Consider the following 19076-nt stretch of genomic DNA (forward strand, 5'->3'; position numbering starts at 1 on the left):
ACAACAGAAGACAGGCCGAGTGACAGGGGTGGGCGAGAGCGTGGGGGAGAGTGTGTCGATGAGCTCCGGCGGGCACGGGACGGCGGCCGGCGGGGGCGCTGCCGCCGAGGACGCGGGCGGGCGCCGGGGCGGGAGCGGAGAGCGGCGGGCGGCCGGGCGGTGGCTCGTGCCGGTGCTGGCCTTCGGCGGGATCTCGGTCTCCGTCATGCAGACCCTGATCGTCCCGATCGTCGCCCAACTGCCCACGCTGCTGGGCACGTCGACGTCCAACGCCTCCTGGGTGATCACCTCCACGCTGCTGTCCGGCGCCGTCGCCACCCCGATCATGGGGCGGCTCGGCGATCTGTACGGCAAGCGCCGGATCGTGCTGCTGAGCCTGGGGCTGATGGTGCTGGGCTCGCTGATCTGCGGCGTCACCTCGCAGCTGGTGCCCATGGTGGCCGGCCGGGCGCTCCAGGGCTTCGCGATGGGCGCCATCCCGCTGGGCATCGGCATCATGCGGGACGAACTGCCGCCCGAGCGGCTCGGGTCGGCGATGGCGTTCATGAGCTCGTCGCTCGGCGTCGGCGGTGCGCTCGGCATGCCGCTGGCGGCGTACATCGCACAGCACACCGACTGGCACATGCTGTTCTTCGGCTCGGCCGGACTCGGCGCGCTGGCCATGGCGTTCGTGCGGGCACTGGTCCCCGAGTCGGCGCGGCGCACGCCCGGACGCTTCGATGTGCTGGGGGCGATCGGGCTCTCGGCGGGCCTGGTGGCGCTGCTGCTGCCGGTGTCCAAGGGCGGGGACTGGGGCTGGACGAGCCCCACGGTGCTCGGGCTGTTCGGCGTGGCCGTCGTCGTCTTCCTGCTGTGGGGGCTGATGGAGCTGCGGATACGCGATCCGCTGGTGGACCTGCGGACGTCGGCACGGCGGCAGGTGCTGCTCACCAACCTCGCCTCGATCATGGTCGGTCTGGCCTTCTACGCCGCCACGCTGGTACTGCCGCAGCTGCTCCAGCTGCCGGCGGCGACGGGCTTCGGGCTGGGGCAGTCGATGGTCGTCGCGGGCCTGTGCGTGGCGCCGATGGGTGTCGCGATGATGCTCGTCTCCTCGCTCTCGGCCCGGCTCTCGCGGGCCCGGGGCCCGAAGGTGTCGCTGATGGCGGGGCTGGTCGTGCTCGCGGCGGCCTATCTGCTGGGCACGGTGCTGATGGACGCCGTGTGGCAGACGGTGGTGACGGCCGTGCTCATCGGCATCGGCATCGGGATCGCCTACTCCGCCATGCCCGCGCTGATACTCGGCGCCGTCGACCCCTCGGAGTCCGGGGCGGCCAACGGGCTGAACACGCTGATGCGTTCGATCGGCACGTCGACGTCCAGCGCCGTCGTCGGGGTCGTCCTCGCCCGGATGACCACCACCGTCGGACACACCACCGTCCCCTCACAGGCCGGCTTTCGCGCCGCGTTCCTCATCGCCGCCGGTGCCGCGCTGCTCGGACTGCTGACGGCCGCCTTCCTGCCCTCCTCCAGCAGCCGCTCCGGCCGCCCGCGCCCCGCACCGACCGGGGACGCGCCGCCCGAGGGCGGGTGGGGCCCCGAGCCAGCGGCGGCGTCCTCCTCGCCCGTCGGCGGTGTCCGGTGCGGTGCCGCCGGGCGGCGGGGCGACCCCGTGTGACGACTGGTGACGGCCGCCGTACGGGCGGACACCGGGCGCCGCCGAGGGGCGCCGGGCGCGGGCCGACGGCGCGGCGGCGTCGGCCACCATGCTCCGGTGAGCTTCCCCTGCCCCTGTTCCGGCCTCGACCCCGCGCGGTTCGGGGCCGCGGGCACGGGTCTGACCGCACGTTCCCGTCGTCGCGGCCCGGCCGTCCGGACGCGGCTCACGGTGCCGGCGCGGTTCAGGTCAGCACGGCGGCGGAGAGCGGGGGCAGCTCCAGCACGTCCCCGGCCAGGTGGGTGGCGTCCGACCAGGCGGCGAGCAGCGTGGTGTGCCGGGAGGGCAGCCGGAGGGTGGCGGGGCGGTCCGGTGCGAGGTTGACGGCCGTGTACAGCGGGGCGTTGTGCACCAGCAGCCAGCGCTCCCGCGCCCCGTCCCCCCGCTCCACCCGTGCGTCGCCGAGGACGGCCCGGGCGAGCTGGGGCCGGGCGTGCCGCAGGCCGGTCAGCGTGCGGTACCAGTCGAGCAGTCGGCGGTGCCCGGGCCGGTCGCGTTCGGCCCAGTCCAGGCAGCTGCGGTCCCGGGTGGCCGGGTCCTGCGGGTCGGGGACGTCGTCGGCCTCCCACCCGTGCGCGGCGAACTCCCGGCGCCTGCCCCGGCGTACGGCCTCGGCCAGCTCCGGGTCGGTGTGGTCGGTGAAGTACTGCCAGGGGGTGCGCGCTCCCCACTCCTCGCCCATGAACAGCAGGGGCGTGCCGGGCCCGAGCAGGACGAGTGCGGCGGCGCAGGCCAGTGCGCCGGTCGGGACGCCGGCCGCCAGCCGGTCGCCGAGGGCGCGGTTGCCGATCTGGTCGTGCGTCTGCGCGTAGGCGAGGAAGCGGTGCGCGGCGACCGGGGGCGCGCCGGGACGCCGCAGGGGGAGCCCGTGCCGCCGGCCGCGGAAGCTGCTCCAGGTGCCGGCGTGGAAGAAGGCGTCGGTCGTGGTGGTGGCGAGGGCGCCGAGGGGGTCGCGCGCGAAGTCGGCGTAGTAGCCGTGGGATTCGCCGGTCAGCGCGGTGTGCAGCGCGTGGTGGAAGTCGTCGTTCCACTGGGCGTGGAGGCCGAGGCCACCCGCGCTGCGCGGGGTCGTGGTGCGCGGGTCGTTGCGGTCCGACTCGGCGACGAGGAACAGGGGGCGGCCGGTGGTGGCGGCCAGCGTGTCGACGGCCTCGGACAGCTCGGCGAGGAAGTGTTCGGCGCGGTCGTCGGCCAGGGCGTGCACGGCGTCCAGACGCAGCCCGTCGAGCCGGTGGTCGCGCAGGAAGGCCAGGGCGCTGCCGATGAAGTAGGCGCGCACCTCGTCCGAGCCGGGCCCGTCGAGGTTGACGGCCGGGCCCCACGGGGTGCGGTGCCGGTCGGTGAAGTACGGCCCGAACGCGGGCAGATGGTTGCCGGCGGGCCCCAGATGGTTGTGGACGACGTCGAGGACGACGCCCAGGCCGTGCCCGTGTGCCGCGTCCACGAACCGTTTCAGCCCGGCCGGGCCGCCGTAGGGCTCGTGCACCGCCCACGGGGCGACCCCGTCGTAGCCCCAGCCGTGCCGGCCGGGGAACGGGCAGACGGGCATCAGCTCGATGTGGGTGACGCCCAGGCGGGCCAGATGGCCGAGGTGCTCCTCGGCCGCGGCGAAGGTGCCCTCCCGGGTGAAGGTGCCCACGTGCAGCTCGTAGAGGACGGCGCCGGCCAGCGGGCGCCCGCGCCACGGGCGGCGCCAGACGTGGGCGTCCTGGTCGACGACGGCGCTCGGCCCGTCCGGGCCCTCGGGCTGCCGGCGGGAGCGCGGATCGGGCAGCACCGGGCCGTCGTCGACGGCGAAGCCGTACCGGCTGCCGTCACCGGCCGGCGCCTCGGCCTCCCACCAGCCGGACCGCACGGGGGAGGGGGCCATCGGCACGGATACCGGCACGGCCCCGGGGCCGTCGGACACGTGCAGCGTGACCTTCCGCGCGTCGGGTGCCCACACGTCGAACAGCATGCCGTTCATTAAACGGCGCGCGGGCCCGGAACCGGCGGGTACCGGCCGGGCCCGCCCGCCGCCCGGCGGTGCCGTCCTCCCCCGTCGGGACGGCACCGCGCCGCGCGGCGGATCAGGTGTGCTGGTGGAGGCCGCGCCCCGCCAGCGTCAGATGCAGCTCACCGACCGCCTCGCTGAGGGTGGGGTGCGCGTGGATGTGCCGGGCGACGTCCCCGGGCGAGGCGTCCCAGGCCACGGTCAGCTGCGACTCGGAGATCAGCTCGGACACGTGCGGCCCGACCATGTGCACGCCCAGCACCCGCCCCTGCTCGCCCGGTTCGGCCACGGCCTTCACCATGCCGCCCCGGCCGTGCACCATGCCCTTCGCGGTGGCCGTCAGCGGCATGAGATTGACGCTCACCTCCCCGCCGGGCCCGGCGGCGGCCCTGGCCTCCGCCTCGGTCAGCCCGACCGAGGCCGTCTGCGGGCCGGAGTAGGTCACCCGGGGCACCGCCGTGTAGTCGACGGGCCGGGAGGCGCGCCCGGCCAGCGTCTCGGCCGCCGACAGGCCCTCGGCGAAGGAGGCGTGGGCGAGGCCGAGGCTGGGCGGCGGCAGCAGATCGCCGACGACGTGCACCCCGCCGGCGGCCGTCTCCAGCCGGGACCAGTCGGCCGGTGCCAGATGGCCGCGCGCATCGGTGGCCAGCCCCGCGGCGGCCAGACCCAGCCCGTCGGTGACCGGTACCCGGCCGACCGCGACCAGCAGCCGCTCCACGGTGTACGTGGCCTCGCCGCCGCGCGCGGAACGCACCGTCGCGGTGACGGTTTCCCGGCCGCCCCGGCCGCCCCGGCCGCCCCGGCCGCCCCGGTCACTCTCGCTGCCCTTGCCGCTCTCGCCGGTCTGCGCGTCCAGCAGCCGGGCGCCCGTCAGCACGGTGATGCCGCGCTTCTTCAGCGCCCGCGTCAGATGGCGGCTCACGTCCTCGTCCTCCAGCGGCAGCAGCCTCTCGGCCGCCTCGACGAGGGTGACCTCGGCGCCCATGGAGCGGTGGAACGAGGCGTACTCCACGCCGATGGCGCCCCCGCCCAGCACCAGCACGCTGTGCGGCAGCCCCGGCGCGAACAGGGCGTCGTCGCTGGTGACGACGGTCCGCCCGTCCGGTTCCAGGCCGGGCAGGGTGCGCGGCCTGGAACCCGTGGCCAGGACGAGGCCGCGGCGCGCCCGCAGCACCCCCGGCTCCGCACCGCTCACCCGCACGCTCCGCGGCCCGGTCAGCTCGGCGCTGCCGTGCACCACCCGGACCCCGGCCCTGGCCAACTGCTCCTCGACGCCCCGGTGGTTGCGGGCGACGATGCCGTCGCGGGTGGCGGTCAGCGCCGCCCAGTCGACGCCGTCGAGCGTCGCCTTCACTCCCCACCGCTCCCGCGCCTCGGCGACCCCGTCGACCAGTTCGGCCGCGTGCAGCATGGCCTTGCTGGGGATGCAGCCCCGGTGCAGACAGGTGCCCCCGATCACGTCGCGCTCGACGAGGGTGACGCCGAGCCCGAGGTGAGCGGCGCGCAGGGCCGTGCTGTAGCCGCCGGTCCCGCCACCGATGACGATCACGTCCGAGGTGTTCTCGCTCATGGCGCCAGCCTCCGCCCGGCCGCATCATGAGGTCCAACGCAATGTTTCGATCCGTGCGATGAACAACCGTCATGGCGAGGCCGGGGCCGTGACGCGGAGGGGGAGCCGTGAGCCTGCGGCAGATGGAATACCTCGTGACCGTCGTCGAAGAGGCGTCGTTCACCCGGGCCGCCGAGGCCCTGCACGTCACCCAGTCCGCGCTCTCCCACCAGATCAAGGCCCTCGAACGGGACGTCGGCGGGCCGCTGTTGGAGCGGCTGCCGCGCGGGGTGCGGCTCACCCCGATGGGCCGGGCCTTCCTCCCGGACGCCGAGCTCGCGGTGCGCAGCGCCCGGCAGGCGCGCCGGGCCGCCCGCGCCGCTGCGGGCGCCGAGGGCGGCGAGCTGGAGATCGCCACGGTGCACGGGCTCGCCGTCGGACCGCTGGTGGCCCCCGTCGCCGAGATGCGCGGGCGGCACCCGGAGGTGCTGCTGCGGCTGCACGAGTACGCCACCGAGGACGAGTTGCGCGAGCGGATGGCACGCGGCATCGCGGATCTGGCCGTCGGCTACCGGTGGGACGACTGGGACGGGCCGGTGTGGCGGATCGGGGAGGAGGAGGTCGTGCTCGTCGTGCCCGCCGGCGACCCGCTGTGCGGCGCCGACGCGGACGGGCCGGTGCCGCTGGAACGGCTCGCCGACCGGGGCTGGGTGCGCTGCGGCATGGAGCCGTGGATCGACGGGCTGCCCTTCCTCGACCTGGTGTGCCGGCGCGCGGGCTTCACCCCGCGTACCGCCGTGCGCGCCCAGCATCCGACGACGGCCGCACGGCTGGCCGCCGCCGGGGCCGGCATCTGCATGATGTCCGCGCACCTGGCACCGGGCTTCGTCCCCGCACGGCAACTGCTGCGGGTGGGCCCGCCGTGGCGCCGGCCGCTGACCGCCTACTGCCGCTCCGAACCGAGCGGCGCCGCCGCGGCCTTCGTCCGCCTGCTGGTCGAGAGGGCGGACGGCGCCGGTTCCGCGGACTCCGGGGCGGCCCGGCGCCCCGCGGGCCCCGACGGGTCCGGCGGAGCCGGGGCGGCCGGGGCCGGTGCGCTCGACTCCGGGCTCGCGCACCCGAGTCGATGAGCCGGGGCACCGGCGCGGCCACCGTCTGCCGGGGCGGGACCCCGCCCTCGCGCGGTCAGTCGCCGGTGCGGACCAGCAGGGCGACGGGAGCCCGGGCGAACAGGCTGTCGAGTGCCTGCTCCCCGCGGAGGGCACGGGGCGCGTCGTGCGGGGCGAGCGCGTCCTGCCAGACGCCGTCCGGCAGCGTGAGCCGGGTGCTGCCCCAGCCGCCGCGCGCCGCGAGCCGCAGCGACAGCCGGGTGACGGCGGTCAGCACGGCGCCGGAGCGGACGAACGCGACGCAGTGGCGGGCGTTCTCGCCCTGCGGACGCAGCGGCCGGTAGGAGCCGGCGACCGAGAACAGCTCCGGGTGGCGGGCCCGCAGCCGCAGCGCGGTCACCGTCAGCGCCTCCTTCTCGGCGTCCAGCGCCGTCCGCTCCGGCACCGCGCCGGGCCCGCCGGCCGTCCCGGGCGCACCGTCGCCGTCCGCCGCGGGGAACGCCACCGGTGCCCGGTTGTCCGGGTCGACGAGGGTGCGCCGGACGTGCTCGGTGCCCTGGTACAGGTCGGGCACGCCCGGCATGGTCAGATGCAGCAGCGCCGCGCCGAGCACGTTGGCGCGCAGATGCGGGGCGAGCGCGTCGGCCAGCGTGCGGAGCGCGTCGGCGCCCGGCCCGTGCGGCGCCTCCTCGGCGTACCGGGCGACGGCCTCCTCGTACGCGGCGTCCGGCTCGGTCCAGGTGGTGCGCAGCCCGGCCTCGCGTACGGACTTCAGCAGGACGGGCACCAACCGGTCGGGCGGCGGCGGGAAGACGCCCAGGGCGAGGGCGGTCTGCCAGTACGTCCACGCGGTGTGCCGGTCGGGCGCCCGGGGCCCGGCGCCCTGCCCGCGGGGAGCCTCGGCCGCCCCGGGGGATCCGGCTGCTTTGGGGGTTCCCGGGTTTCCGGGTGCCCCCGATGCCCCGGCCGCTCCGGACACCCCCGCCGTTCCGGCCGGTTCGGCCGCCCCGGCGGGTTCCCTCGTCCCGGCCGGTTCGGCCGCCCCGGGCGGTTCCGCCGTGCCCAGCAGGGCGGCCCACTCCTCCGGGCACTCGGTGAGGAGGGCCAGCGCCGCGCGTGCGTCGCCGCTGCGCTTGGTGTCGTGGGTGGACAGCGCCGTCGACGAGGCCGGCCAGTCGCGCTGGAGCCGGGCACAGCAGGCGTGGAAGTCGTCGGGCCCGAGGGCCGGGCGGTCCGGTTCGCAGCCGACCTCGCAGGCGGACAGCAGCGGTGTGTACCGGTAGAAGGCCATGTCCTCGACGGACTTGGCACGCAGCGCCGAGGACAGCTGTGCGAACCGGGCCGGGAACTCCCGTGCGTCGGCCGAGCCGTCCACCAGGCCCAGTGCGAGCTTGCGTACCGCGTCCACCGCCTCGGCCTCCTCCGGGACCCGGAACGCGGCGTGCGCGCCCTCCGCCGCCCGCTCCAGCAGCACCGCGTCGCCCGCGCCCGGGGGCCGCCCGGCCCCCGTGTACGGCCGGTAGACGGGCAGCCGGACGAGCAGTTCGCGCAGGGCGGCGCGCAGCGCCCAGGGCGCGTGGTCGCGCAGCGAGAGATCGTCGGAGGCGGCGCAGGCGCGGGCCGCCGCGCGGGTCAGCCGCTCCGCCTCGGCCGCGAGATCGTGCACGACGACGCGGTGGGCCGCCCGCTGCCGGGTCTCGGCCCACCGTCCGCCCCGGTCGTCCGGTACACCGGTGAACCGCCGGTGCAGGACGGCGAGTTGCTCGTGGCCCGCCGGGTCGGTGAAGAGGCCGTCGAGGTGCCGCAGCGCGTCGTAGCCGGTGGTGCCGGCCACCGGCCAGTCCCGGGGCAGCGCCTCGCCGTCGGAGAGGATCTTCTCCACGACCGTCCACCGGCCGCCGGTCGCCGCGTGCAGCCGCCGCAGATGGTCGCCGGGGTCGGCCAGCCCGTCCGGGTGGTCGACGCGCAGCCCGTCCACGACGCCCTCGCGCAGCAGCTGGAGCAGCTTGTGGTGGGTGGCGGCGAACACGTCCGGGTCCTCGACCCGTACCGCGATGAGGTCCGAAATGGTGAAGAAGCGGCGGTAGTTCAGCTCCGTGCGGGCCAGCCGCCACCAGGCGAGCCGGTAGTGCTGGGCCTCGCACAGCCGGTCCATCGGGAGGTGGGCGGTGCCCTCCCGCAGCGGCAGGACGCGCGTCCCGTAGCGCAGGACGCCGTCCTCGACGCGGAGCAGCGGCAGCGCCTCGTGCAGCCGTTCCCCCAGGACGGGAAGCAGCACCCGCCCTCCGCCCGCCTCCCAGTCGATGTCGAACCAGCGTGCGCAGGGCGAGGAGGGGCCGTCCCGCAGCGTCTGCCACAGCGGCTGGTTGAGCCGCAGATCCTCCGGCACGGCCATGTGGTTGGGCACGACGTCGACGACCAGTCCCAGCCCGTGCCCGTGCGCCGTCGCCGCGAGCTGCCGCAGCCCCCGCTCGCCGCCCAGCTCCTCGCGGACGGTGCCGTGGTCGGTGACGTCGTAGCCGTGCCGCGAGCCGGGCACGGACGTCAGGACGGGCGAGAGGTGCAGATGCGAGACGCCGAGCCCGGCCAGATACGCAACGGCGCGCTCGGCGGCGGCGAACGGGAACTCCGGCTGGAGCTGGAGGCGGTAGGTGGCCGTCGGCGCCGCGGGGACACCCCGGCCCGGGAGCGAGTGCGGGGCCGCGCCGGGACCGGAGGCCGGGCCGGGCGCGGCGGCTGCTCCCGGGGCGGGTCCCGGGGCTGATCCGGGGGCTGATCCGGGGGCTGATCCGGGGGCGGACGGCGGGACGGAGGCCGAGGTCTCGGCGGGAGGAACACCCTCACGTGTCATACGAACGTACGTACCGCGACGGTGCCTTTTCGTGGGTCCTGTCCGTGCCGTGCGGTGATCCGAAAGAGCTAACTTCTCACGATGGCTGGAGCACTGCTGACGACCTATCGCACGGTGATCCGCCTGTGCGGCGGCCCGCTCCTGCCGGCCCTGTCCTTCCTCGGTCGGCTGCCCACGGCGATGTGCCAGCTCGGCACCCTGCTCCTCGTCGCCCGCACCAGCGGCAGCCTGGCGACCGCGGGACTGGTCGGCGGGGCACTGGCCGCCGGCCAGACCGTGGCCGGGCCCGTCGTCGGACGCCTCGCCGACCGGCTGGGCCAGCGCCCGGTCGTGCTGGCCGCCGCCCTGCTGAACGCCTGCGCCGTCGCCGCCCTCGTCGTGGCCGCGCTCGGCCGCGCCCCGACGGTGCCGCTCGCCGCGCTCGGCGCCGCAGCGGGGGCGAGCGTGCCGCAGGTGGGGCCGCTCGCACGGACCCGGACGGTGGCGCTCGCGCGCCGCGCGGGGGCCGGCGAGCGGACCGTCTCGGCGGCGCTCTCCCTCGAAGGGACCCTCGACGAGGTCTCGTTCGTGCTCGGCCCCGCGCTCGTCGGTGTCGCCGCCACGGTCGCCCACCCGGCCGCCGCGCTCCTCCTCGCCTCCGTGCTGCTGGCCGGCTGCGCCTCGGGGTTCGCGCTGCACCCGACGGCGAAGGCGGTCGCGCCGCGCCGGGCCCCCGCACGGACAGGGGCGGCGCACGCGGGAGGCGCGGGGGAGCCGTACCGGCGGCGCGGCACCGTCCACGGGCTGCGGGCCTCGGCGGCGCTCCAGGGCGCCATGTTCGGCGCCTGCCAGGCGGGCATCACCGCGCTCACCGAGGAGCTGGGCGCCCCGGGCCAGTCGGGGCTGGTCTACGCGGCCATGGGCGTCATGAGCGCCGTGGCCGGGCTCGCGATGGCCTCCGTGCCGGTGTCGGTGGGGCTGCCGCTGCGCCGGCGGGTGGCGACCGGCGCGGCCCTCGTGCTGGCCCTGCCGCTGCTGGTGGTGCACAGCCTGTGGGGGCTGTACGTGGTCGTCGTCGTGCTCGGCAGCGCCTACGCGCCGCACCTGATCACGCTGTTCGCGCTCACCGAGCGGGCGGTGCCGCCGTCCCGGCTGGGGGAGTCGATGGCGTTCATGACCAGCGGCATCATCGGCGGCCAGGCGCTCGCGCTGACGGCCGCCGGACCGCTCGCCGAGGACAGCGGCCCGGCGGCGGCCTTCGCGCTCGCCGTGGGGGCGGCGGCAGCGGCCTGTCTGCTGGCGCTCACGTCCCGCCCGGACACGGAGCCGCCCTCTCCTGCTGCCGACACCGGTACCGACACCGGTACCGACACCGACGCGGGCGCTGATACGGATGCCGACGCCGACACCGCTGTGGACGCCGACACCGTTGCCGTTGCCGACGCCGTGGCCGATGCCGACACCGCTGCCGGTGCCCCCGGGGCCGGAGAGGCCGTTCCGGACGGGACGGCGGGGAAGGCACCGGCGGCCGGGTCGGCCGGGCGGGCTCTTCCGGACGGGGCCGGGGCACGGCGCGTACCGCCGGACTCCTGAGCGGCGCGCGCCGTGCCCCGGCCGGTTCAGGCGGGGCGCCGCAGGACGACCATGCTGCGGTCGGTGAGCGGCAGCCGCCCGCCGGCCGGCACGGTCTCGCCCTCGTCGCCCCGGTAGGCGCGCTCCCGCGCGGTGTCGACGATCACCTTCCAGCCGCTGCCGTGGTCGGCGGGCACGACGAAGTCCCGTGCCTCGTCGTGCGCGTTGAACAGCAGCAGGAAGGAGTCGTCGGTGATGCGCTCGCCGCGCTCGCCCGGTTCGGAGATGGCGTTGCCGTTGAGGAAGACCGTCAGCGAACGCGCCTGTGCCGCCTGCCAGTCGCGCTGCTTCATCTGGTCGCCCTCGGGAGTGAACCAGGAGATGTCCGACAGCTCGTCGTGTGCGCCCTCCACCGGGCTGCCGTGGAAGAAGCGGCGCCTGCGGAACACCGGATGATCGCGGCGCAGCCACACCATGGCGCGCACGAAGTCGCACAACCGCTGGTCCGGTGCGCCCGGATCGTCCGCCGCGCCGTCCGCGCCGCCGTCGCCCTCCGCCGCGCCGGCGTCGTCCGCGCTCTCCCGCCCGTGCGGCCAGCGCACCCAGGTGAGCGGCCCGTCCTGGCAGTAGGCGTTGTTGTTGCCCAGCTGGGTGCGGCCGAACTCGTCGCCGTGGCTGAGCATCGGCACGCCCTGCGAGAGCATCAGCGTGGCGATGAAGTTGCGCATCTGCCGGCGGCGCAGGCGCAGCACCTCCGGGTCGTCGGTGGGTCCCTCGACGCCGCAGTTCCACGACCTGTTGTGGCTCTCGCCGTCCCGGTTGCCCTCGCCGTTGGCCTCGTTGTGCTTGCTGTCGTAGCTGACGAGATCGCGCAGCGTGAACCCGTCGTGGCAGGTGATGAAGTTGACGGAGGCCAGCGGGCGGCGGCCGTCGTTCTGGTAGAGGTCGGAGGAGCCGGTCAGCCGGGAGCCGAACTCGGCCAGGGTGCGCGGCTCCCCGCGCCACAGGTCGCGCACGGTGTCGCGGTAGCGGCCGTTCCATTCCGTCCACAGCGGAGGGAAGTTGCCCACCTGGTAGCCGCCCTCGCCCACGTCCCACGGCTCGGCGATCAGCTTCACCTGGCTGACCACCGGGTCCTGCTGCACCAGGTCGAAGAACGAGGAGAGCCGGTCGACCTCGTGGAACTGCCGGGCCAGCGTGGCCGCGAGATCGAAGCGGAAGCCGTCCACGTGCATCTCGGTCACCCAGTACCGCAGCGAGTCCATGATCAGCTGAAGCACGTGGGGGCTGCGCATGAGCAGTGAATTCCCGGTGCCGGTCGTGTCGGTGTAGTAGCGCGGATCGTCCGCGAGGCGGTAGTACGAGGCATTGTCGAGACCCCGGAAGGAGAGCGTGGGACCGAGGTGGTTGCCCTCCGCCGTGTGGTTGTAGACGACATCGAGGATGACCTCGATCCCCGCCTGGTGCAGCGCCCGTACCGCGTGCTTGAACTCCAGCACCTGCTGGCCGCGCTCCCCCCAGGAGGCGTACGCGTTGTGCGGCGCGAAGAACCCGATCGTGTTGTATCCCCAGTAGTTCACCAGCCCCGCGTCCCACAGCCGGTGGTCGGTGACGAACTGGTGCACCGGCATCAACTCCAGCGCTGTGACGCCCAGCCCCGTCAGATGGGCGAGGACCGCCGGGTGCGCGAGCGCCGCGTAGGTGCCGCGCAGCTCCTCCGGCAGCTCGGGGTGGAGCATCGTGAGGCCCTTGACGTGCGCCTCGTAGAGCACGGTGCGGTGGTAGTCGGTACGCGGCGGCCGGTCGTCGCCCCAGTCGAAGTACGGGTTGATGACGACGGACGCCATCGTGTGCGGAGCGGAATCCAGGTCGTTGCGGCGCTCCGGCGCGCCGAACGGATAGCCGTAGACGGCCTCGTGCCAGGAGATGGCGCCGCTGATGGCCTTGGCGTACGGGTCGAGCAGCAGTTTGGCGCTGTTGCAGCGCTGGCCGCTCTCGGGGGTGTAGGGGCCGTGCGCGCGGTAGCCGTAGCGCTGGCCCGGCAGCACACCGGGCAGATAGGCGTGGCGTACGAAGCCGTCGGATTCGCGCAGTTCCACGGCCGTCTCGGAGCCGTCCTCGTGCAGCAGGCACAGTTCGATACGTTCCGCGGCCTCGGAGAAGACGGCGAAATTGGTCCCCGCCCCGTCGTAGTTGGCACCCAGCGGGTACGGCTGTCCCGGCCAGACCTGCATCGATGTGTCTCTTCCCGGTCGTCGTTCCGATCCGCCGCCGCTGCCCGTGCGGCGGCCCTGGCGGTCATCTTCTCCCGCGCCGCCGTACGGGCAAGGGACGTTGACAGGGGTTCCGGGTGCACCGCCCGTATGGCCGCAGTAGTCTTCCTTGATCGAACATCGGGGTGCGGAAGGCGGTGCGCAGTTGGGCTCGGGAGGGCTTGAACTCCCCCCAGGCGACGGTGATGGTCCACGGGACACGGATGCCGCGGAGGAGAGCGGTACTCTCGGCGGCCCCGCGGACGGACCGGGGGCGGAACCGGTGGGAGCGTCCGGGAGCCGGCCGGGGGCCGTTCCGCTGGCGCGTCCCATGGAGATCGGCGCCGACCTGCGCTGGAGCGCGGACACCTGGACTGAGGTACGCACCCGGGCGCAGCGTGCCGGCCGTGCCTATGTGTGGCTGAACCTCGTGGAGCAGCGGCTGCGCTCCGTCGTCGCCGCCGTGCTGCGGCCGATCTACGAGCCGGTGCACGGCGAGGAGTGGGTCGTGGCGGCCGCGGGGCCGGCCGGGCAGGAGTGGGTGCAGCGGGCGGTCGCCGTGCGCGAGGTGAGCCGGCGCAAGGGCTATCTGCTGGACCCGGCCGACGACACGCTGCTGGCGTTCCTCACGCTGCCGCAGCTGCGCGAGCTGATGGTGCAGCACTGGCCGTGCTTCGAGCCGTACTTCGAGGACCGGCGGGACCTCGAACTGGCACTGGACGAGCTGGAGGTGGCGCGCAGCGCCGTCGCCCGGAACCGCGCCCTCTCCCGGACGGTGCTCGATCAGGCCGAGCGCACCTGCCGGCGGCTGCTGGAGGTGCTGGGCGCCTCGGACGGCGCGGCGCCCTCCGCGCACCGGATGCCGGTGGACGCCGTGGAGGAGCTGGTCGGCGACCGGTTCGCCGATGTGGTCGGGGTGCACGCCGACCGGGTCAGGCTGCTGCGGCAGTTGCCCGTCGAGGATCTCTTCTCCGGCGCGCGGCGGCTGGACGCCATCGGCATCGGACTGAATCTGCTGACGCAGAACTTCAGCGGCCGGCGGCTGACCCGGCTGGCCGGCTCGGGCTGCCGGATCCGGCTGCTGTTCCTCAACCCGGCGAGCAGCGCGCTGCGCCGGCGGGAGCGTGAACTCGGCCTGAAGAAGGGCGAGCTGGGGCGCTCGGTGGAGATGAACATCCTGCACATGCGGCGGGTGCGGGCGCAGCTGCGGGACACCGGCGCCTTCGAGATCCATGTGTTCGACGAGACACCGCGGTTCACGGCGTACATGGTCGACGGGGACGGTGCCGACGGGCTCGCCGTCGTCCAGTCGTATCTGCGGCACGCGCGGGGCATGGAGGCGCCGGTGTTCGTGCTGCGCGGCGGTGGCCGGGACCTGGTGCACGAGCCGCGTGACGAGGCGGACGGCGGGCTCTTCCCCGTCTACCGCGAGGAGTTCGAGTCCTTCTGGGCGGACTCCCGGCCGGTGTCGTAACCCCGCACCTTCGAGGACGGCGGCGGCCCGGCGGGGCCGTCCCGTCGTAATCCCGTTGTACGAGACGACTCGTATCGTCTAGCTTCTGCGGCATGACGGAAACACGCCCCGAAGCGGCGCACATCGCCATGTTCAGCATCGCCGCGCACGGCCATGTGCGGCCCAACCTGGAGGTGATCAGGGAACTGGTGGCGCGCGGGCACCGGGTGAGCTACGCGATCCCGCCGGCGCTCGCCGATGTCGTCGCGGAGACCGGCGCCCGGCCGCGCCTGTACACCACGACGCTGCCGGGGCCCGACGACGACCCGTCGGCCTGGGGCACGACCCTGCTCGACATGGTGCGGCCGTTCTTCGAGGACGCCGTCCACGCACTGCCGCAGCTCGCCGAGGAGTTCGCCGGGGACGAACCGGACCTCGTGCTCTCCGACAGCACCTCCTACCCCTCCCGGGTCCTCGCCCGGCGCTGGGGCGTTCCGCACATCCAGCTGACCCCGCACGGCGTGGCCTGGAAGGGGTACGAGCCCGAGGAGGTCAACCCGGAGTTCATCGCGCTGAAGCAGTCGCCGGAGGGCAAGGCGTACTACGCGCGCTTCGCCGAGTGGCTGCGGGAGCAGGGCGTCGACATGCATCCCGACGACTTCACCGGCCATCCCGACCGCTCCCTGGTGCTCATCCCCAAGGTCATGCAGCCGCACGCGGACGACGTCGACGAGGAGGTCTACACCTTCGTCGGCTCCTGTCGGCCCGAGCCCGCCGAGCAGGGCTGGCAGCGGCCCGCGGCGGCCGAGGGCAAGCGGCTGCTGCTCGTCTCGCTCGGCTCGACCTTCACCGACCGGCCGGACCTCTACCGTGCCTGCGCGGACGCCTTCGGCGATCTGCCGGACTGGTACGTCGTCCTCCAGATCGGCCGGCACGTCACCCGCGAGTCGCTCGGCCCGCTGCCCGCCAACACGGAGGCGCACGCCTGGGTTCCGCAGCTGGAGATCCTGCGGCAGGCGGACGCCTTCCTCACGCACGCCGGCGCGGGCGGCAGCCAGGAGGGGCTCGCCACCGGCACACCGATGATCGCCGTACCGCAGGCGGCCGACCAGTTCATGAACGCCCGCATCCTCGCCGACCTGGGGGTGGCCAGGTATCTGCCGGCCGAGGAGGCGGACGCGGCACGGCTGCGCGAGACCCTGCTCGGGCTCGTCGACGATCCCGCCGTCGCCGAGGCGCTCGCGCGGGCCCGCCGGCAGATGGCCGACGAGGGCGGAGCCGTGCAGGCGGCCGACATCGTCGAGGCCGCCCTGCCCTCCTCCCGGGCCGCCGTCGAGCGGTCCTGAGCGGCCCCGTCCGGCCCCGGGAGCCCATCGACGGTGCAGCGTACGGAAGTTGTACGGCAGGAGTGGTCCCCCGCGTCACACCCGGCACGTACGGTGCGGGCATGGAGAGTTACGCAGCGCTCTTGCGCGGAATCAACGTGGGGGGACACAGAAAGGTCCCCATGGCCGAGCTGCGCGAGGTGATGAGCGGGCTCGGCTGGAGCGACGTGCGGACGTATCTGCAAAGCGGCAACGCCGTCTTCCGTACCCGGGACCCGGAGCCGGGGCCGGCGCTGGAGCGCGCCGTCGAGGAGCGCTTCGGCTTCGAGGTGCGCTGTCTGGTGCGTACCGCGAAGGAGCTGCGCGAGATCGCCGCCGCCTGCCCGCTGCCGGTCGACCGGCTGGATTCGGCCAAGGTGCTCGTGCTGTTCCTGGAGGAGGAGCCGGCCGGGGACCACTTCGCCGGCCTGGATCCGCAGCGGTTCGCGCCCGACGAGTTCCATGTCGTCGGGCGCGCCGTCTACTGCTGGTTCCCGGACGGCATGGGGCGCAGCAACCTCCCCGCGGCTCTGGAGGCCGTCCGGCCGAAGCTGACGATGACGGGCCGCAACTGGCGTACCGTCCAGCGGCTGATCGAACTCACCGGCTGACGCGGCCGTCAAATCTTCAACTCCCGCGCTGTGCACGGGGGATGACGTGCGGTGAGGCGATCGCGGTGCGTGCTCCGTCCCTTGTGTGCCGGTTGCTGCCGGGTCCGGGCGTTGCGAATGTCACAACGCCCGGCAGAACTTGAGCTGAGCGCGCCAATCCGACAGGGTTTCGAACCAATCCTTGATGGATCTTCACACCCCCCACGTTTTTCCCAGGAGGATCCCCCGTATGGCAACGCACGTCTCCCGCAACAAGAAGCGCCGGATATCCCTCGCCGTCGGCGCGGCGGTGGCCGTCGCCGGTGGCGCGACCCTGCTCACCCTTCCCGCGGGAGCCGCACCGGCCGAGGGCACCGTCGTCGGTGCGGGCGCCGAGGACGCGGTCAAGGGCAGCTACATCGTCATGCTCAAGGACGGCCAGTCCGTCGGTATCGCCTCCAAGGGTGCCGGCAAGGACCTCGCCAAGGAGTACGGCGGCAAGGTCAAGCGCACCTACCGCTCGGCTCTCAACGGCTTCTCCGCCTCCGGCCTGACCGCGCAGGAGGCCCGGCGCCTCGCGGCCGACGACAAGGTCGCCAAGGTCTTCCAGAACCAGCGCTTCACCATCAACGCGACCCAGAGCGACCCGACCTGGGGCCTGGACCGCATCGACCAGGAGAAGACCGCGGGCGACGGGAAGTACACCTACCCGGACACCGCGGGGAAGGGCGTCACCGCCTACGTCATCGACACCGGCGTCCGCACCGGGCACAAGGACTTCGGCGGCCGGGCCACCTCCGGCTACGACGCCGTCGACGGCGACCAGGACGCGCAGGACGGCAACGGCCACGGCACCCATGTCGCCGCCACCGTCGCCGGCAAGACCTACGGCGTCGCCAAGAAGGCCGACGTCGTGGCCGTGCGCGTGCTCGACGACGAGGGCTCCGGCACCACCGAGCAGGTCGTCGCCGGTATCGACTGGGTCACCAAGAACCACAAGGGCCCGTCCGTCGCCAACATGAGCCTCGGCGGCGCCAAGGACGCGGCCATGGACGCCGCGATAAAGAAATCCATCGCGTCCGGCGTCACCTACGCCGTCGCCGCCGGCAACGAGAGCCAGGACGCCTCGAACTCCAGCCCGGCGCGCGTCCCGGAGGCCATCACCGTCGCGGCCAGCGACAAGAACGACAAGCAGGCCGAGTTCTCCAACTACGGCAAGAGCGTGGACCTGTATGCGCCCGGCGTCGACATCGAGTCCGCGAGCAACAAGAGTGACAGCGGCAGCGCGACGCTCTCCGGCACCTCCATGGCCTCCCCGCACGTGGCCGGTGCCGCCGCCGTCTACCTCTCCGGGCACAAGACCGCCACGCCGCAGCAGGTCTCCGCCGCGCTCACCAAGGGTGCCACCGCCGACGCCATCGCCGACCCGTCCGCCGGGACGCCGAACAAGTTGCTGCGCGTCGTGAAGTAGTCGGTGCGGGCCGCCGATTTCCGGGTAGGCCCCCAACAGGCCCGCCGTGCCCTCCCCCCACGGGGCACGGCGGGCCTCGTCGTGCCCGGCCTCGTCCCCCGCAACGTCCCCGGTGTGCGATTCCCGCGCGCAGCACGGGAGTTCAGACAGGGCGGCAGGGGGCCACGGGTGCACAGGGTGCGTCAGGTTCCGCCCGCAATCCTGCGCGGTCGGGGCGGGGAATGTTCGGTTGTGTCGCTCCCGGCGTGCGCCGGAACACCGGAATCACGCCACGCGTCGGGCCGGTGTGAGGCGTGTGACAACGACATTGACGGCCCCCACCGCTCCTGGCATGCTCACGTACCGTGAGCCAACACAGCCTTCTCGTGGCGCGTCTGCACGTCGACCTCCGACGGCACGCCAGCGCCCTCTGTGCCCCCACCGGCGCCTGACCCGCGCCGCTCACCTCCCGCGCCGCCGCACGCCCCTCCCGCCGCGTCCGGCCCCGCATCTTCCGGCCCCACGACGCGCGCACCTCCGCGCCGCGCACCCGGCCGTTCCCTCCTCTCCCGTCGAGCCGTGTCCGCCGTCGCGGGCCGGCTCCGGCCTTCGCAAGGAGCCCACCGTGCACCACGCCCTCCGTACGACCGTCCCCGTCGCGCAGACCTCCCGGGGAGGCGAGCGGCAGGTCGGATACCTCGTGCTGGTCCCCGAGGGCACCGACCCGGCCCAACTCCCCGGACACGCCGTCCCGGCAGCGCTGGTCCCCGCCCCGCAGGGCCGGACGGCGCAGCCCACGCAGCCGGCCCGGGACGACGCACTGCGGATCGACCGCGCACGGCACACCGTCCATGTCGACGGCACCGAACTCTCCCTCACCTACCTGGAGTTCGAACTGCTCGCCCACCTTGTGGCGCACCCGCACCGGGTGCACACCCGCGAACAGCTGGTCGCCGGGGTATGGGGCTACGGCGACCACGTCGGAGACGGACGGACCGTCGACGTCCACATCGCCCGCCTACGCCGCAAGCTGGGCCCCGCCCACCGCCACCGCATCGTCACGATCCGCCGAGTCGGCTACAAGTACGAACCCCAGCCCGCCACATAAGCCCCACCCATTTTCGAGCGGCCCCTGCCGAACAGGCCCGATATGCGCATGGGGGCACCAGGGAGCGGGGGTCTCCTAGAGGGGGCGGAGCCCCCTGTAGCGGGGGGGGG

The 19076-nt window shown here is 74.4% G+C and carries 13 protein-coding genes; 9 read left to right on the forward strand and 4 right to left on the reverse strand.

The window, feature by feature from the left end; genetic code table 11:
- The first annotated feature begins 58 nt into the window (after nt 1–58).
- Nucleotides 59–1657, forward strand: a complete 1599-nt coding sequence (locus tag SCA03_RS28955) for an MFS transporter (protein ID WP_169729655.1) — start codon at nt 59–61, stop codon at nt 1655–1657.
- A gap of 223 nt (nt 1658–1880) precedes the next feature.
- On the opposite strand, the gene treZ is transcribed toward SCA03_RS28955, so the two are convergent.
- Together treZ and SCA03_RS28965 are read right to left on the reverse strand one after the other, a co-directional pair.
- Nucleotides 1881–3653 carry a malto-oligosyltrehalose trehalohydrolase gene (treZ, locus tag SCA03_RS28960; RefSeq protein WP_086816405.1) on the reverse strand — a complete coding sequence of 591 codons (1773 nt, stop codon included), beginning with the start codon at nt 3651–3653 and terminating at the stop codon, nt 1881–1883.
- Between the two features lie 112 nt (nt 3654–3765).
- The gene (locus tag SCA03_RS28965; protein ID WP_141275741.1) at nt 3766–5259 is read right to left on the reverse strand and encodes an FAD-dependent oxidoreductase; all 1494 of its coding nucleotides are present in this window, start codon (nt 5257–5259) and stop codon (nt 3766–3768) included.
- Between the two features lie 107 nt (nt 5260–5366).
- Here SCA03_RS28965 and SCA03_RS28970 point away from each other — a divergent pair, with 107 nt between their 5' ends.
- Nucleotides 5367–6368 (forward strand): LysR family transcriptional regulator, encoded by a 1002-nt coding sequence (locus SCA03_RS28970; RefSeq protein ID WP_086818369.1) that lies wholly within the window; start codon nt 5367–5369, stop codon nt 6366–6368.
- Nucleotides 6369–6423: 55 nt separating this feature from the next.
- Here the strand turns inward: SCA03_RS28970 and treY are convergent, their stop codons facing one another.
- The gene (gene treY / locus SCA03_RS28975) at nt 6424–9198 is read right to left on the reverse strand and encodes a malto-oligosyltrehalose synthase (RefSeq protein WP_141275742.1); all 2775 of its coding nucleotides are present in this window, start codon (nt 9196–9198) and stop codon (nt 6424–6426) included.
- 81 nt (nt 9199–9279) lie between these two features.
- On the opposite strand from treY, the gene SCA03_RS28980 reads away from it, so the two are divergent.
- Complete coding sequence (locus tag SCA03_RS28980; protein WP_141275743.1) at nt 9280–10770, forward strand: MFS transporter; 1491 nt, start codon at nt 9280–9282, stop codon at nt 10768–10770.
- Between the two features lie 26 nt (nt 10771–10796).
- Here the strand turns inward: SCA03_RS28980 and glgX are convergent, their stop codons facing one another.
- Nucleotides 10797–12983 carry a glycogen debranching protein GlgX gene (glgX, locus tag SCA03_RS28985; RefSeq protein ID WP_086815577.1) on the reverse strand — a complete coding sequence of 729 codons (2187 nt, stop codon included), beginning with the start codon at nt 12981–12983 and terminating at the stop codon, nt 10797–10799.
- 184 nt (nt 12984–13167) lie between these two features.
- Here glgX and SCA03_RS28990 point away from each other — a divergent pair, with 184 nt between their 5' ends.
- The 6 genes from SCA03_RS28990 (at nt 13168) to SCA03_RS29015 (ending at nt 18966) form a co-directional block, all read left to right on the forward strand.
- Entirely contained in the window at nt 13168–14475 is a 1308-nt protein-coding gene (locus tag SCA03_RS28990) for a DUF5919 domain-containing protein (RefSeq protein WP_078875238.1), read from the forward strand.
- A gap of 92 nt (nt 14476–14567) precedes the next feature.
- Nucleotides 14568–15800 carry a macrolide family glycosyltransferase gene (locus SCA03_RS28995; protein WP_169729637.1) on the forward strand — a complete coding sequence of 411 codons (1233 nt, stop codon included), beginning with the start codon at nt 14568–14570 and terminating at the stop codon, nt 15798–15800.
- Between the two features lie 101 nt (nt 15801–15901).
- Entirely contained in the window at nt 15902–16429 is a 528-nt protein-coding gene (locus SCA03_RS29000) for a DUF1697 domain-containing protein (RefSeq protein ID WP_030889238.1), read from the forward strand.
- A 229-nt stretch (nt 16430–16658) separates the two neighbouring features.
- Nucleotides 16659–17879: a S8 family peptidase gene (locus SCA03_RS29005; RefSeq protein ID WP_030889241.1), complete on the forward strand. Its 1221-nt coding sequence runs from the start codon at nt 16659–16661 to the stop codon at nt 17877–17879.
- 365 nt (nt 17880–18244) lie between these two features.
- Entirely contained in the window at nt 18245–18310 is a 66-nt protein-coding gene (locus tag SCA03_RS37360; protein WP_371864005.1) for a putative leader peptide, read from the forward strand.
- Nucleotides 18311–18483: 173 nt separating this feature from the next.
- On the forward strand, nt 18484–18966 hold the full coding sequence (locus SCA03_RS29015) for a winged helix-turn-helix domain-containing protein (protein WP_107061558.1): 483 nt from the start codon (nt 18484–18486) through the stop codon (nt 18964–18966).
- Nucleotides 18967–19076 lie beyond the last annotated feature (110 nt).

Source organism: Streptomyces cacaoi (assembly GCF_006539165.1).
Classification (GTDB): domain Bacteria; phylum Actinomycetota; class Actinomycetes; order Streptomycetales; family Streptomycetaceae; genus Streptomyces; species Streptomyces cacaoi.